Source organism: Bacillus sp. AFS002410, assembly GCF_002556365.1.
Classification (GTDB): domain Bacteria; phylum Bacillota; class Bacilli; order Bacillales; family Bacillaceae_G; genus Gottfriedia.
Genome location: NZ_NUEU01000088.1, coordinates 41953 through 56474 on the forward strand (window position 1 = coordinate 41953; position 14522 = coordinate 56474).

Below are 14522 nucleotides of genomic sequence, written 5' to 3' on the forward strand. Positions count from 1 at the left end.
ATATTTAGTATTGTATTGGGGAAATTTGATTTTTTTTGTATTAAATTTTACTTCTCCAACTTATTGAATAAATTTACAATCTACTTTTACAGAGCAAATTTAATGATTAGCTCAAATTATAGCATTATCATCAACATGCTCTTTTAATTTAGCCACGCTTAGTTGTCAATTTTATATTTCAATATACTAAAAAGACGAAACACAAAAGTGTTTCGTCTTTTTCATTTTTATATATTATTTTGCAACTTCTTCAACGATTGCAATAACCATTTCAGCTGTTTTTACTAGTTCTTTAATTGGCATTCTTTCGTTAGTTGTGTGGATTTCTTCATAACCGATTGCTAAGTTTACGATTGGGAAACCGTGACCTGCGAATACGTTAGCATCAGATCCACCACCACTTTGTTGTAATGCAGGAGTACGTCCGATTTTTTCTGCTGCGCGTTTTGCAACTTCAACCACGTGATCTCCTTCACCAAATTTAAATCCAGGATACATAATTTGTACTTCTACTTCAGCGCGTCCACCCATTTCAGTAGCTGCTTCTTCAAATGCTGCTTTCATTTTAGCTACTTGAGCTTCCATTTTTTCACCGATTAATGAACGAGCTTCAGCTAAGATGCTCACTTTATCGCAAACGATGTTTGTTGCACTTCCACCTTCGAAACGTCCGATATTTGCAGTCGTTTCTTCGTCGATACGACCAAGAGGCATTCTAGCAATTGCTTTAGAAGCAATCGTAATCGCTGATACGCCTTTTTCAGGTGCTACACCAGCATGAGCTGTTTTACCATAAATAGTAGCAATAACTTTTGCTTGAGTTGGAGCTGCTACGATGATATTACCTACTTCTTCATCGCTATCTAATGCATATCCGAATTTAGTAGTGATTAATTTTGGATCCATTGCTTTTGCACCATGTAATCCAGATTCTTCACCAACTGAGATAATGAATTGAATTTCACCATGTTCAATATTTTGTTCTTTAATCTGTTTAGCTGCTTCTAAAAATGCTGCGATACCAGCTTTATCATCAGCTCCAAGAATAGTTGTACCATCTGTAACGATGTATCCATCTTTAATTGATGGTTTAATTCCTTTACCTGGAGTTACTGTGTCCATGTGACAAGAGAAGAAAATACCGTCTACTCCTTCTTTAGTAGCAGGAATTGTAGCAACAATATTTCCAGCACCGTGACCTGTAACACCCATTGTGTCGTCTTCAAAAACATTCATTCCAAGGGCTTCTAATTTTTGTTTTAAAACCTTTGCAATTTCAGCTTCATACTTAGTTTCAGAGTCTACTTGTACTAATTCTAAAAATTCATCGACTATACGTTGTTCATTAATCATTTTCAGTCATGCCTCCATATTGTATATGTAAAAAAATGTCTACAAAGGTATATTACCATGTTTTTTAGCTGGACGCTTTTCATTTTTGTTTTTTAGTATTTCTAAAGATTGAATTAGCTTTTTTCTAGTCATCTTTGGATCAATAATCTCATCGACTAGTCCATATTTTGCAGCTACATATGGATTTGAAAATTTCTCTTTATAAAGATCCATCCACTCCGATCTGATCTCATCAGGATGATTACTTTGAGCAATTTCTTTTCCATATAGTATATTGACAGCTCCGGCAGCACCCATTACAGCAATTTCAGCGTTTGGCCAAGCAAATACTAAATCTGCTCCAATCGATTTACTATTTAAAGCAACGTATGCCCCACCAAAAGCTTTCCTTGTAATGACTGTAACCTTTGGAACTGTTGCTTCAGAATATGCGTATAAAAGCTTTGCGCCATGCCTTATTATACCTCCATGCTCCTGTTTTACACCAGGGAAAAACCCTGTAACATCAACAAAAGTTACAATCGGTATATTAAAACTATCACAAAAACGAATAAATCTTGCTCCTTTATCGGCAGAATGTAAATCTAGTCCTCCTGCCATAAACTTGGGCTGATTACAAACTAATCCTAATACTTCACCATTTAACCTAGCAAACCCAACAACTAAATTTTTTGCAAAGCCTTGATGTACCTCCAAAAAAGAATCTTCATCTACAATCATTTCGACTATTTTTTTCACGTCATACGGCCGACTACTCTCATCAGGTATTAATTCCATTAAATCATCAATCTCTTTGTCATTCTTCATTTTAATAGGCGCTTTTTCTTCCCAATGTGAAGGTAAATAATCCAATAGGTTTCTAACTACATTTAGTGCCTCTTCTTCCGTCTTTGCATGAAAATGTGCATTACCACTAATTTCATTATGTACTTTCGCTCCACCTAAATCTTCTGCAGAAATTTTTTCACCCGTTACACTTTCAATTACCTTTGGTCCAGTTATAAACATTTGGCTACTTCCATTAACCATTATGACAAAATCAGTTATTGCAGGAGAATAAACCGCTCCCCCTGCACAAGGGCCCATTATAACTGAGATTTGTGGTACTACACCGGAATAGATCGTATTGCGATAAAAAACATGTCCATAACCATCCAAAGAAAGTACACCTTCTTGAATTCTTGCGCCACCTGAATCGTTTAAACCAATTATAGGAGCCTTACACTTTACTGCCATGTCCATTATTTGACTAATTTTTTTTGCATGCATTTCTCCTAAAGCCCCACCAAATACTGTGAAGTCTTGAGAAAATACAAATACCGTTCGATCATTTATCGTTCCATAGCCCGTTACGACCCCATCACATGCTCCCGATTGCTCATCCATTCCAAAATCTGTACAACGATGCTCTACAAAACTATATAACTCAACAAAGCTACCTTCATCTAATAACAGATCTATTCTTTCTCGAGCCGTAAATTTTCCACGTTCATGCTGTTTTTCGATCCGTTCAAATCCTCCGCCTTGCTCTATTTCAGATTTTTTTTCATACAGTCTATATAGATCATCATATTTACTCATTATACTTCCCCCTTGTTTTGAACAATTTCGATTAACATGCCAAATTGTTTAGGGTGTATAAAAATAGCTTTTGAACCATTTGTTCCATTACGAGGTGAGTGGTTAATTAAACTAAATTGACGTTTTTTAAGTTCATTTAATGATTTTTCAATATCATCAACTTGAAAAGCAATATGATGCAAACCTTCACCCTTTTTTTCAATGTATTTATGTACAGGGTTAATTGTAGTAAGTGGTTGGATTAATTCAATATTAATTTTCTTTGATTCAAAGAATGCAATTTCTACTCCTTGGTCGTTTACTATTTCACGATAAGAATAAGCTAATCCTAATTCATTTTCATATTTTTTTATGCTCTCGTTTAAATCTTTCACACAAATTGCCATATGATCTATATTTGTGAACATTTCTTGACCTCTCCTTTTAACCGATGCTTTTATTACATACATATGCTAAAATAGGACAAGACTTGTATTAATCTTATAAATAATTATTAATCAAATGTAATTCTTAATTTAAGGTGGTAATCACATGAGAAAAAAAACACAAAAAATAGTCGTGATGATTATGTTAATTTCAATGCTTGCTACTACTTTACTTGCAGGTATCGCTTCTTTACTATAAAGAACTGGCGTAGAGACTATAACTATTTGACAAATACAATGGAAAAGAGGATTCATCAACAAGATTTTGAAATCTAACTGATGAATCCTCTTTATTATTTGATCGCTCCTTGTTCACGAGCTAATTGTTCAAACGAATTTGATGATGTTGTTATATAAACTTTTGTTCCATAAGGAATTTTATCATAAAGCTCATTTACATCATTTGTGTACATCCTTACACATCCATTTGATATATACTTTCCAATCGTTGAGGGATTATTATTTCCATGTATTCCATAAATTGATCCATCCGTTCCTAACGCATCAAAACCAATCCACCTAGAGCCAAGCGGATTTTTTGGATCCCCTCCTGGAATATTCTTTTTGCGCCAATAAGGATTTTTCGCTTTATATGTAATATTAAATATACCTTCTGGCGTTAAATCTGCCGTTTTCCCAGTAGCAATTTTATAGATTCCTTGTATTTTACCGTCTTCTACGTATGCTAAATTATTTACTTCCTTATTAATAATAATAAATGGCTCACCCACTTGTGGATTTTGGCCAAGTGGCCAAACAGGACCGACTACTAATAATAGTGCCAGAACTAATTTAAGCAAACCAATCTACTCCCTTCAAGCTAAGGTTGAATATTTCCCTTTAAACTTTGACTTCATAATTAAAAAACTTTCCATTTCATTGATGATTGTTAAAACCGCTGCTCTTGTTTCAAAATCATCAGCAGTTTGTGGTAGAGGCATAGCCCGAAACATATGATAGATTTCTTCTAACTGATGCAAACAAATAACTCCACTTATAGTTGGGTTTATCGAAAAGCTTAGATCATTAAAAAACTTTGACAAAATGATCGATTGCTCATTACTTACTTTAATGCTGCAAACTGTTTCAATTATGCGATGAATAGCAGCAAGCTGTCTTTCTCTTAATAAAAAGTATTCGTAATCCTCGTCATTCGACGATTTAAAATAATGGTTGTCTATTTCTAATTTAGAAATTTTTTTCGCTTCTTGTAGTAATTTTACTGTTTCATCATATTCTTCTAAAAAACACTTATTAGATGGCTCTTTTAAAAAAATAGAAATCTTCTCGAAAATAAAACAAAATTTAGAGTCTATTTTAACTTTAAAGCTTTTTACTTGATCGTCTAAACTAGGCATATATAAATTACAAAGTAAGGCTACTCCAATTCCTATTACAATAACAGTTAACTCATCTAATATGATTGGAATCGTTATTTTTTTTAATCCATAAAGATGAAGCATAATGACTGTACTAGTAAGAACACCTTCTTGAATTCGAAGCGCTACTAGAAATGGAATGAAAAATAATAGTAATAATCCGATTGCTAGCGGTGTGTATCCAAAAATATGAAAGAAAAAAATACAAAAAAGTATGATGAGCACGCATGCAGTAAACCTTCTCCAAGCTGTATCTAATGAACGTTTTTTAGTTGGTTGAATACATAATATTGTTATTGTTCCTGCTGACCCATAAAAATGAATCCCAACAGTTTGTGCTATAAAAATTGCTGCAGCACTCCCCAATGCAGTTTTCACAATCCTTGAACCAATTCTGTACATAACATCACCGTTACTATTGTTTTACTTAATATCGTAATTGATTCATTAATGGCATGTCGGACGGGAAGATATTATCTTAACTATTTTATTTTTGGAAATGGATTAGGAATGTAAAAGTTAGGAATTCTAAGAAAATGAAAAAGAGCACTATTATAAAAAGTAGTAGTGCTTTTGAAAACTAGGGGATTTTCTAATCCTTTTCTTTAATACTAATTCAAAAAAAGGTGTGAATTTATGAGTTCTAAATATTGTCATGAATCACGTTCAACTTTAACTGTTCGGGTTTTCCCTACTGATTTAAACAATCACCAAACGCTTTTTGGTGGAAAGATTCTTGCTGACATGGATATGATTTCTTCTATTACAGCTGCTAAACATTCGAGGTTAAAATGTGTCACTGCTTCAATTGATCATGTAGACTTTTTGCATCCAGTAACCGAAGAGGACTGTATTTCTTATGAGGCATTTGTTGTTGTTACTGGTACATCATCAATTGTCATTTTTGTAAAAGCAATTGCAGAAAACTTAATTACTAGTAATCGTCGAGTTGCTGCTACTTCATTTTTAACATTTGTCGGTATGAAAGATAATAAGACCGTACCAGTTCCAACAATCATTCTTGAAACCGACGAAGAACGAGAACTAGCTGAGATTGCAAAGGCACGAATTGAAAATCGTAAAAATAATAAATTAATAAGTAAAAACATTGAAACAATCATCTCTACAAAGCCTTTAAAATTAAAACAAAATAATGATTAAGGTCTAAATTACATAAAAAAAACTCACCGATTGGCGAGCCTTCAGGCGAAGATAGAGGGGTAGTTGCACTTATACCTAAAATTGGCATCTCTCGTCGACTTTTCTTTACCGTTGCCAATTTATACTCTCTTAATGTAAAAAAAGAAACTGAAAATTTTATCTTCAGTTTCTTCTTTATGAATAAAATTATAATACTTTTTCAAGAAATAATTTTGCACGAGCAGTTTTTGGTCTTGTGAATAGTTCACTTGGAGTTGAATCTTCAACTAGATTTCCTTCGTCTAAGAATAAAATTCGATCTGCTACTTCCTTTGCAAATCCCATTTCATGTGTAACGATTACCATTGTCATACCAGTGTGAGCTAAAGATTTCATTACTTCAAGTACTTCTTTTACCATCTCTGGGTCTAATGCTGAAGTTGGCTCGTCAAATAACATTACTTTTGGTTCCATCGCAAGTGCTCTTGCAATTGCAACACGTTGCTTTTGTCCACCTGATAGTTGAGGCGGATAAACATTTGCTTTCTCAAGAAGACCTACTTTATCTAAAAGCTTTTTGGCTTTCTCATCTGCCTCAGCTTTGCTCATACCTTTTACATTGATTGGAGCATACGTTATATTTTCTAGAACTGTCATATGCGGGAACAAATGAAAATGTTGAAATACCATGCCTACATCTTCACGTATTTTCATAATATTACTTTTTGGATTTGTAATTTCAATTTCATCCATCCAAATTTCACCATTCGATGGTGTTTCTAATAAATTCATACAACGTAAAAAAGTAGATTTACCAGAACCAGACGGCCCAATTACAGCTACAACAGATCCTTGCTCGATGATCGTATTAATACCTTTTAATACATGAACATTACCAAAGCTTTTATTTAAATTCGTAATTTTAATCATTTGTACGCATCTTCCTTTCAATAGATTTACCTAGAAGTGACAATAACATAATTATAATATAGTAGATTCCGGCTACAAAAATAAGTGGCTCCATAAATGAGTAAGTCTCTCCACCGACTAAAAATGCTCTTCGCATTAAATCAGATGCACCAATTACAGTAACCATAGCTGATTCTTTCGTTAAAGTAATAAACTCATTCATCAATGCTGGTAAAATATTTTTGAATGCTTGCGGTAAAATAATTTTTGACATCATTTTACGATAAGGTATTCCTAGTGCAGAAGCAGCTTCTTGTTGTCCTTTATCAACTGCTAAAATACCTGCACGAATAATTTCTGAAACATAAGCTCCGGAATTTAATCCAAAAGCTAAAACCGCTGCTGGAAACTTCTCGATATCGAAACCAACTAATTGTGGCAATCCATAATAAATGATCATTAATTGCAAAACCATCGGCGTCCCGCGAAAAATTGATGTATAAAAATCAGCTATGACAACTAACCATTTTGCACGGCTAATTTTCATTAATGCTAGTAATATTGCTAAAATTAGACCTAATAAAATTGAACAGCTAACTACAAGTAGTGTTAATTTTAGTCCGGCCAATATATATGGCATAGAAGGAACAATTTGTGAAAAATCTAAATTCATATTGTAGTACTCCTTTACGATTGACTTAAAATTTCAAAATATTTTCGACAATATCTGTTTAGATAAAGAGCACTGGTTTAGAAACCAATGCCCTTTGTTTCGTATATTTCATATCCAATGGATTGCTCATATTCTGTTAATGCTTCATCTAAGATTGCTAACCCATCATCGATTTGATTCTTCGTAACTGTTAAAGGTGGGATCATACGAATAACTTCACTGTTGTTACCACAGAAATAGAATAAAACACCTTTTTCCAAAGCAAGATCAAGAATTTTAAATAATCCATCACCATCTGGTTCGTTTGTAGCAGGATTAATGATTTCAATACCGATCATTAAACCGATTGAACGAATACTTCCAATTACAGGGTGTTTTTCTTTTAATTCATTCAGTTTTTCAACTGCGTATGCTCCAACTTCTTTCGTATTATCTAATAACTTTTCTTCTTTAATAATTTCTAAAACAGCAAGTGCAGCTGTACAAGCTATTGGATTTCCTCCAAATGTTGTACCATGACTACCAAGTGGCCAAAGTTTCATTAGTTCATTTGATGCTACAGTTGCACTTAATGGAATACCATTAGCAATACCTTTTGCAATCGCCATAATATCTGGTGTCACATCAAAAGTATGTGCAGCAAACCAATCACCTGTACGTCCAAATCCAGTTTGAACCTCATCAAATATTAATAAAATATTATTTTGATCACAGATCTCACGAATTTTCTTTAACCAAGCTTTAGGAGGTACAATATATCCACCTTCTCCAAGAACAGGCTCTACAATTACTGCAGCAACTTCTTCTGGAGTTACTTGGTGATTAAATAAACGTTTAAAATCTTTTTCTAATTGTTCAACTACATATTGTTCTTCATCATAACCTTCAGGACATTCTGAAACATTTGCATAAGGTATTTGATAGGAACCTGATGGTTGTAAAAATTTTCGATACTTACTTTTTGAAGTAGTTACACTTAATGCCCCCATAGAACGGCCATGGAAACAACCAATAAATGAAACAATATATGGACGTTTAGTAGCATGTTTTGCTAGTTTAATAGCTCCTTCAATTGCTTCTGTTCCACTATTTCCAAAAAAGAAAGTATCTAAGTTACCAGGAAGAATTTCAGCCAACTCATCTGCAAGTTTTAAAATCGATTCGTATATAATTACCCCAGAAGGGCCATGAGCTAAAGAATCCGCTCCATCTTTAATTGCTTGCACCACTTTAGGATGACGATGTCCAACATTTGTAGTAGCAATACCAGAAGTAAAATCTAAGTACTGTTTACCATCAACACCATAATAGTAACAACCCTCTTCTTTGACTACCGGTAAGTTAGGATGATCCTTTGCCATGCTCGGTGCAAGACGTAAAGGCATTTTTTCCAATAAGTGACTCCAATCTTTCTCCATCAATAATTCCTCCCCTTATTACAACAAAAACTAAACATTTTCTATATTTTCAAATACCCTAAAATTTAGATTTTAATCTTTTAATCTCTTAAATCTCTTGCTAAGCACTTATTGTTTCTAGTAGCTTACCCTAGTCTTACTTCATTTCTCCGAACCATTTTTTTATTAATTTATCGACAGTTCCATCTTTCTTTAATTCAGTAAGAGCTTTATCAAATTTAGGTGTTAATTTACTACCTTTTGGAAGAGCTACTGCTGAACCAGACTGTTCAAAGAAATCTTGCATCATAAGACCTTGCATTTCAGTTAATTTATTAAGATAGCCGCTTGCAACAGATTGTTCGATAATTACTGCATCAAATCTTCCAGCTTTTAATTCTTCTACCATTTCAGGAATACGATTACGGTTTTCAACTTTAAATCCAACTTTTTTAGCAACTTCAATTGCTTTTGTTTCTTGAATCGAACCAGCTTGTACACCAACTGTTTTCCCTTTTAAATCACTAACACTTTTAATATTTGAATCTTTATTTATAACTACTTCATTTTGGTCCGTAAAGTATGGTGCAGTGAAATCTGCATTTTTAGCACGCTCGGGCGTCTTTTTCATACCTGCCATAATGAAATCTACTTTATCTGCATTCATAGCAGTAATTAATGAGGTAAAATCAATATCTTTTACTTTAACTGTGTAACCAGTTTTCTTACCGATCGCTTTCGCTAAATCAACATCAAAACCGACAATTTTATCATTTTGTGTGTCAATAAATTCATAAGGCTTATAATCCGCGCTCGTTCCTAAGATTAAGGTTTTATCATCTGACTTGTTACAAGCAGATAACATTCCAATTGATAATGCTGATGCAGCTAAAACTCCGACTATTTTTTTCATGATGTTTTCCCCCTAATTTTTGAAAAATTCAAATATCTTATTTCTATTATCTTTATTAAAATTCTATTAAACAACTATTTTTTTCGAATGAATAATTATTTCATAAAATGAATTTTAACACATACTAATAAATATGCAACCATATTTTTCGGTATTTCGACAAAAAATCTCTATAAACCTTAATTTTACAAGGATATTATATAAAAATATTTTTTATTAAAATTCATTATAATTATATATTTATTCAACTCAATGAATAAGTCAGTTACTTGTACACTTTTCTGATTTTTCAAAAAAGTTTTCGACAAATCTCGCGAATCTCTACATTTTCATCTACAAAATGTTTAAATTCCCCCAAATTTAAGCGTTTTCTCACTTATTCATAAAAAAAATACCATATTTTGAATGGTATTTCCGCTAAAATGATTACATTATTCATTTATAAATTATTTTATTATATTAAAATCCCTTCTTCAATCACTACATCAACAACTTTATTCCCCTTATAATAAAAGGAATAGTGATGAACTCTCTCGTCATCCAATAGTATAGGAAGAAAATATGGGATACACTCCCCAACACCTTGATTTTTATCATTTACTACCCACTCAATTTTTTTCCAATCTAAAATTCCTTCATTCGTTTTAATAGGTGTATCATATTGTAAATCGCTCGGAACTTCAGCAAGAAATACATACATACCACCAAAATCCACATCTTCTTCATGCCAGGTTACTTTACCTTTATAAGTTAATTGATTCATTTCAATCTGGATCCCGGTTTCCTCAGCAATTTCTCTTTGTACAGACCTTTCAATTGTTTCACCTTTTTCTATTTTTCCACCAACACCATTCCAAATTCCCATTGTTGGAGCGTTTACTCTATTTAACATTAAAAGTTCATTTTCTCGTTTAATAAAGCATAAAGTATATTTCAAAATGTACACGTTCCTTTCAATCCATTAGTCTACTTTATTCCATTAATTATGGCATAATTTGCTATTAATTTGGGCATTAAACAACTTTACTAATTTTTTAGAATATTTTAAAATTTAAATAATATATATACAATAAAGGAGAGGTGTGTTGTGGATCAATCAAATATTATCGATTTAAATCAATATAGAAAATCAAAAAAGCATAGATTGGAGTCCTTCGCATTTCGAGTAAAGTATGACGAGTCAGCATATAAAGATGCTTTAAAGCTTTTAATTTTCACATGCTCACTAGCCGTAATTTCCTTCTTTTTTATCTTTTATTTTATTTATAAAATAATTAACTGAAATTACCAGTTATACTTTAGTTTACATAATAATATTATGTACAAAAAAAGTACAAAAATTTATNNATAAATTTTTGTACTTTTTTAAACTTAATTAAATTTCCTCGCAGTATTGTTCAAAATAAGTTTGAAGTTTTTGAACAACTTGCATTGGATCATGTCCTTCAATTTCATGACGTTCAACCATTGCAACAAGCTCACCATCTTTTAATAATGCAAATGACGGAGAAGAAGGAGCTTTTCCAGTAAAATATTCACGTGCTTTTGAAGTGGCTTCTTTATCTTGCCCTGCAAACACGGTAACTAATTGATCAGGTCTTGCATCATAATGTACTGAATGTGCTGCTGCAGGACGAGCAATACCACCTGCACAACCACATACAGAATTCACCATTACTAGTGTTGTGCCTTTCTTTCCTAATGCTTGCTCGACTTCCTCAGGTGTTTTTAATTCTGCATAACCAGCCGCTACGATTTCTTGACGTGCAGTATGGACAACATCATTCATAAAAAAGTTAAAATTCATATTCATTTCATCTACTCCTTACGTGCTTTTTTTCATCTTACCAATTTAGAGACTATTAATTCAAGCTTTTAAACCTGCTACTATTATATTTTCATTCATTTACTAACTCATCAATAATAATTGGCAAATGAGCTAAAGTAGATATTGCATATTGATAACTATCATTAACTTCTTCAACGACACGAATAACTGTTACATATGGATTATTATTTTCAAATTGATTAATCTTCTCCACATCACCTGCAATAAATAATATTTTTGCATCAATTTTATTTTTTAATCCAATTGAATGTAATGAGGATAATACATTTTTCATAAGCTCTTCTTCTTGTTCACTAGCACCTTCTAAAATTATACAGTCCCAACTTACTAATTTCAGCTGATCAAAAAGAAGTTCGTCCATCTCTCTCCCTCCATATCATTTGTTTATACAAATATATGAGGAAGTGATCTAACACATACTTTTTTAGTATGAAAAAACTCTAACTAGAAAGAAATCACTATAGATCGATTAAATTCGGATTTATCAAACCTTATCTACTTTTCACTAATACCAAATGCCAATACTAATAAGAAAAAGGAAATAAATGCTACGATATTTAAAAACGTACCAAGAATGATATTTGTTAGTTTTTTCGAGAGGAATGCAAAAATCACTCCAATCAGTGACAGGATACAAAAAAAGATAAGGAATATGCCAGGGTATTTAGTGTGTTCTCTCATAAAAAAAGATAGAATTATGCTGATTCCAACCATCATAATCGAAAGCCAACCATATTTATTCATAAAACTCCCCCTTCTTATAAAAATGTATCACATTAACAATTGGAAATAAATGGATATTTTATAAGATATAAAAAAGAACGCTTTTAGCGTTCTTTAAGAATTAACTGTTAACTTCGTTTCCGATTGAATCTCGACTTCTTTCCTTTTTTGAAAAAGACGATTTACAAAAAACATCATTGGAAAACTTAGAAAAGCAATTGCACTAATTATAACAAAACCATGTCCGCCCTTTTCATATCCGAAGTAAGCTAATAAACTTCCCCCTAGCGCAGGACCGAAAACAAATCCTAGTTTTGAGAATCCCATTGCGCCAAAATAAGTTCCCTTTAAATCTTCTGGAGCAAGTTGGTCTACAAATACATCTGTAAATGTAAAAGCAAAGATTTCTCCTACTGTTAAAATAATCATAACGATTGCTAATAAGAAAAAATTAGTAAATAAACCGAACCCAGCAACCGCTAGACTAACGATGATATTTCCGATCATCATTGATACAGTAGGTGAAAAATTCTTCATTCTACTTACAATTGGAAACTGAAGTATTACTACAGTAACTGCATTGATTGTTGTTAAATACGCGTATAATTTAATCCCATTATGAAACTGTGGTGCATTCGCAAAATATTGTGACATTGTAGAAAAGCTTTGTGAATAACCAAGGCCATAAAAACAAATTGTAACAATCGTTAAAGCAAAGATAATATCCTTGCGTAAAATTGAAAACGACGCCTTCATCGAAACTTTATTAGTTGGCGCTGAATTAACTTCTCCGATTTTATGTTTTGACAACATGTATAATAATGTTAGCCCATAAAAAAAGTACACAATTCCAGATAATACAAATGGTAATGTACTCTTAGAACTTCCAAGATATAAACCAACTAAAGGACCTACTGCTACCCCAACATTTATTGCAGCATAGCGCAAATTAAAGACTAACAGTTTTGATTTCTCATCGGTTATGTCAGAAAGCAACGCCCTTGAAGAAGGTTCGAAAAATGATGAGCAAATATTTAAGATCGAATTCAGTACAAAAAACCATATAAACGAATCGCCTAGCCCAAAACCAACTAACGTAATAGACCATAAGAAAATACTCGATAGTAAAATAGTTTTCCTCCCAATACGATCAGAAAGAGTTCCTCCTATGAAGCTGAAAAACACCCCTAAAAACGATGAAACTGTTAACATAAGCCCAACCATTGCAGGTGAGATATGTTTAACTGAAGTTAAATAAATAGCTAAAAACGGCATACTTACTGTGCTAGCAAATCTAACGAACAAAGTTCCGATAACGATATTCCAAGCAACAGGATGTACGGCAGATAAATTTTTAAACATCTTATCCCCCCCTATTTCTCTAAGATGTCACATATTTGTAAATTATCTTACAAATATTACACTTTGTAAAGCGATTAGTCCGTAGACAACGAAAGGGAAGTTTAGGGAATAAAGAGAAGCATTTAACCAAAGGATTACTAAATTTTAGTGAAGGACTATTCCAAAGAGATGCAGAGATAGATCGAATAAGAGAAGTCTAGAGGCTAGGTCAGAGAAACTTAAAGTAATTAGGAACTGTGAGAGGCCGGCAAGATAAAAGGAAAGGATTAAGGTTAGAAAATAACATTTTAGTAAACTAAAAAATATGATTTTCTAACCTACAACCTCGTTCTTATTATTTACTTTTCATTTTCTTATATAAATTGTCTTTTAAAATTGCCATAAATCTATTTTTACTATTATCAATGACTTCAAAACCATATTTACGATATAAGTCATGTGCATCTCTCGTTCCTAACATAAATGTTCGAACTGTTGATACATTTTCATCATTCATGATTTGTTCCATTAGCCACTTAGATAAACCTTTTTTACGATGATCAGGTAGAATAAATACATCCGCGAGGTAGGCGAATGTTACCCCATCAGTTACGACTCTTGCAAAGCCTACTTGGTTTGGTTCATTTTCTTCTGGATTCCCCTTATAGACACCAAAGCAGAATGAACCTTTAATAAACCGCTCTATATATTCAAATGGAATTTCGTTTGCCCAATATGAATCCTTGTCTAAAAAATCATAAATAACCTCTCTGTTTAATAATTCTTTATTAGTTGATATAAAATAGCCCTCTTTCTCGACTAGCATAAAATCCACCCCT

The 14522-nt window shown here is 32.6% G+C and carries 17 protein-coding genes; 2 read left to right on the forward strand and 15 right to left on the reverse strand.

Features of this window, described 5'->3' with window-relative positions; genetic code table 11:
• Positions 1-234: 234 nt before the first annotated feature.
• From CN692_RS22335 to mce, 3 genes are read right to left on the reverse strand one after another with little or no spacing between them, the layout of a single operon-like run.
• On the reverse strand, positions 235-1353 hold the full coding sequence (locus tag CN692_RS22335) for a M20/M25/M40 family metallo-hydrolase (protein ID WP_098121331.1): 1119 nt from the start codon (positions 1351-1353) through the stop codon (positions 235-237).
• Positions 1354-1392: 39 nt separating this feature from the next.
• Entirely contained in the window at positions 1393-2934 is a 1542-nt protein-coding gene (locus tag CN692_RS22340; RefSeq protein ID WP_441296714.1) for an acyl-CoA carboxylase subunit beta, read from the reverse strand.
• Positions 2934-3341, reverse strand: a complete 408-nt coding sequence (gene mce, locus CN692_RS22345; protein WP_179874520.1) for a methylmalonyl-CoA epimerase — start codon at positions 3339-3341, stop codon at positions 2934-2936. The genes CN692_RS22340 and mce overlap by 1 nt, the downstream gene beginning before the upstream one ends.
• A 124-nt stretch (positions 3342-3465) precedes the next feature.
• Here mce and prli42 point away from each other — a divergent pair, with 124 nt between their 5' ends.
• Entirely contained in the window at positions 3466-3558 is a 93-nt protein-coding gene (gene prli42 / locus CN692_RS26320) for a stressosome-associated protein Prli42 (protein ID WP_172443946.1), read from the forward strand.
• Positions 3559-3652: 94 nt separating this feature from the next.
• Here prli42 and CN692_RS22350 read toward each other — a convergent pair whose 3' ends face one another.
• Entirely contained in the window at positions 3653-4159 is a 507-nt protein-coding gene (locus CN692_RS22350; protein WP_098121334.1) for a L,D-transpeptidase, read from the reverse strand.
• Between the two features lie 15 nt (positions 4160-4174).
• Positions 4175-5140, reverse strand: a complete 966-nt coding sequence (locus tag CN692_RS22355) for an aromatic acid exporter family protein (RefSeq protein ID WP_098121335.1) — start codon at positions 5138-5140, stop codon at positions 4175-4177.
• A 234-nt stretch (positions 5141-5374) separates the two neighbouring features.
• On the opposite strand from CN692_RS22355, the gene CN692_RS22360 reads away from it, so the two are divergent.
• Positions 5375-5899 carry an acyl-CoA thioesterase gene (locus tag CN692_RS22360; protein ID WP_098121336.1) on the forward strand — a complete coding sequence of 175 codons (525 nt, stop codon included), beginning with the start codon at positions 5375-5377 and terminating at the stop codon, positions 5897-5899.
• Between the two features lie 186 nt (positions 5900-6085).
• Here the strand turns inward: CN692_RS22360 and CN692_RS22365 are convergent, their stop codons facing one another.
• From CN692_RS22365 to CN692_RS22415, 10 genes are all read right to left on the reverse strand, one after another.
• Positions 6086-6808, reverse strand: coding sequence for an amino acid ABC transporter ATP-binding protein (locus CN692_RS22365; RefSeq protein ID WP_098121337.1), 723 nt, complete (start codon positions 6806-6808; stop codon positions 6086-6088).
• On the reverse strand, positions 6801-7460 hold the full coding sequence (locus CN692_RS22370; RefSeq protein ID WP_098121338.1) for an amino acid ABC transporter permease: 660 nt from the start codon (positions 7458-7460) through the stop codon (positions 6801-6803). The genes CN692_RS22365 and CN692_RS22370 overlap by 8 nt, the downstream gene beginning before the upstream one ends.
• Positions 7461-7537: 77 nt before the next feature.
• Positions 7538-8878: an aspartate aminotransferase family protein gene (locus tag CN692_RS22375; RefSeq protein WP_098121339.1), complete on the reverse strand. Its 1341-nt coding sequence runs from the start codon at positions 8876-8878 to the stop codon at positions 7538-7540.
• 136 nt (positions 8879-9014) lie between these two features.
• Positions 9015-9770, reverse strand: a complete 756-nt coding sequence (locus CN692_RS22380; RefSeq protein WP_098121340.1) for a transporter substrate-binding domain-containing protein — start codon at positions 9768-9770, stop codon at positions 9015-9017.
• A 454-nt stretch (positions 9771-10224) separates the two neighbouring features.
• On the reverse strand, positions 10225-10716 hold the full coding sequence (locus CN692_RS22385) for an NUDIX hydrolase (RefSeq protein ID WP_257131672.1): 492 nt from the start codon (positions 10714-10716) through the stop codon (positions 10225-10227).
• A 429-nt stretch (positions 10717-11145) separates the two neighbouring features.
• Positions 11146-11583, reverse strand: coding sequence for a BrxA/BrxB family bacilliredoxin (locus CN692_RS22395; protein ID WP_098121342.1), 438 nt, complete (start codon positions 11581-11583; stop codon positions 11146-11148).
• An 85-nt stretch (positions 11584-11668) separates the two neighbouring features.
• Entirely contained in the window at positions 11669-11980 is a 312-nt protein-coding gene (locus CN692_RS22400) for a hypothetical protein (RefSeq protein WP_098121343.1), read from the reverse strand.
• Positions 11981-12114: 134 nt separating this feature from the next.
• Entirely contained in the window at positions 12115-12363 is a 249-nt protein-coding gene (locus tag CN692_RS22405; RefSeq protein ID WP_098121344.1) for a hypothetical protein, read from the reverse strand.
• Between the two features lie 93 nt (positions 12364-12456).
• Positions 12457-13704: an MDR family MFS transporter gene (locus CN692_RS22410; protein WP_098121345.1), complete on the reverse strand. Its 1248-nt coding sequence runs from the start codon at positions 13702-13704 to the stop codon at positions 12457-12459.
• A gap of 334 nt (positions 13705-14038) precedes the next feature.
• Positions 14039-14509: a GNAT family N-acetyltransferase gene (locus tag CN692_RS22415; RefSeq protein ID WP_098121346.1), complete on the reverse strand. Its 471-nt coding sequence runs from the start codon at positions 14507-14509 to the stop codon at positions 14039-14041.
• Between the last annotated feature and the right edge of the window lie 13 nt (positions 14510-14522).

Coding starts and splice junctions, on each gene's coding strand:
- CN692_RS22335 (WP_098121331.1), bottom strand. CDS start 1,353: ATGATTAATGAACAACGTATAGTCGATGAATTTTTAGAATTAGTACAA.
- CN692_RS22340 (WP_441296714.1), bottom strand. CDS start 2,934: ATGAGTAAATATGATGATCTATATAGACTGTATGAAAAAAAATCTGAA.
- mce (WP_179874520.1), bottom strand. CDS start 3,341: ATGTTCACAAATATAGATCATATGGCAATTTGTGTGAAAGATTTAAAC.
- prli42 (WP_172443946.1), top strand. CDS start 3,466: ATGAGAAAAAAAACACAAAAAATAGTCGTGATGATTATGTTAATTTCA.
- CN692_RS22355 (WP_098121335.1), bottom strand. CDS start 5,140: ATGTACAGAATTGGTTCAAGGATTGTGAAAACTGCATTGGGGAGTGCT.
- CN692_RS22360 (WP_098121336.1), top strand. CDS start 5,375: ATGAGTTCTAAATATTGTCATGAATCACGTTCAACTTTAACTGTTCGG.
- CN692_RS22365 (WP_098121337.1), bottom strand. CDS start 6,808: ATGATTAAAATTACGAATTTAAATAAAAGCTTTGGTAATGTTCATGTA.
- CN692_RS22370 (WP_098121338.1), bottom strand. CDS start 7,460: ATGAATTTAGATTTTTCACAAATTGTTCCTTCTATGCCATATATATTG.
- CN692_RS22375 (WP_098121339.1), bottom strand. CDS start 8,878: ATGGAGAAAGATTGGAGTCACTTATTGGAAAAAATGCCTTTACGTCTT.
- CN692_RS22380 (WP_098121340.1), bottom strand. CDS start 9,770: ATGAAAAAAATAGTCGGAGTTTTAGCTGCATCAGCATTATCAATTGGA.
- CN692_RS22395 (WP_098121342.1), bottom strand. CDS start 11,583: ATGAATATGAATTTTAACTTTTTTATGAATGATGTTGTCCATACTGCA.
- CN692_RS22400 (WP_098121343.1), bottom strand. CDS start 11,980: ATGGACGAACTTCTTTTTGATCAGCTGAAATTAGTAAGTTGGGACTGT.
- CN692_RS22405 (WP_098121344.1), bottom strand. CDS start 12,363: ATGAATAAATATGGTTGGCTTTCGATTATGATGGTTGGAATCAGCATA.
- CN692_RS22410 (WP_098121345.1), bottom strand. CDS start 13,704: ATGTTTAAAAATTTATCTGCCGTACATCCTGTTGCTTGGAATATCGTT.
- CN692_RS22415 (WP_098121346.1), bottom strand. CDS start 14,509: ATGCTAGTCGAGAAAGAGGGCTATTTTATATCAACTAATAAAGAATTA.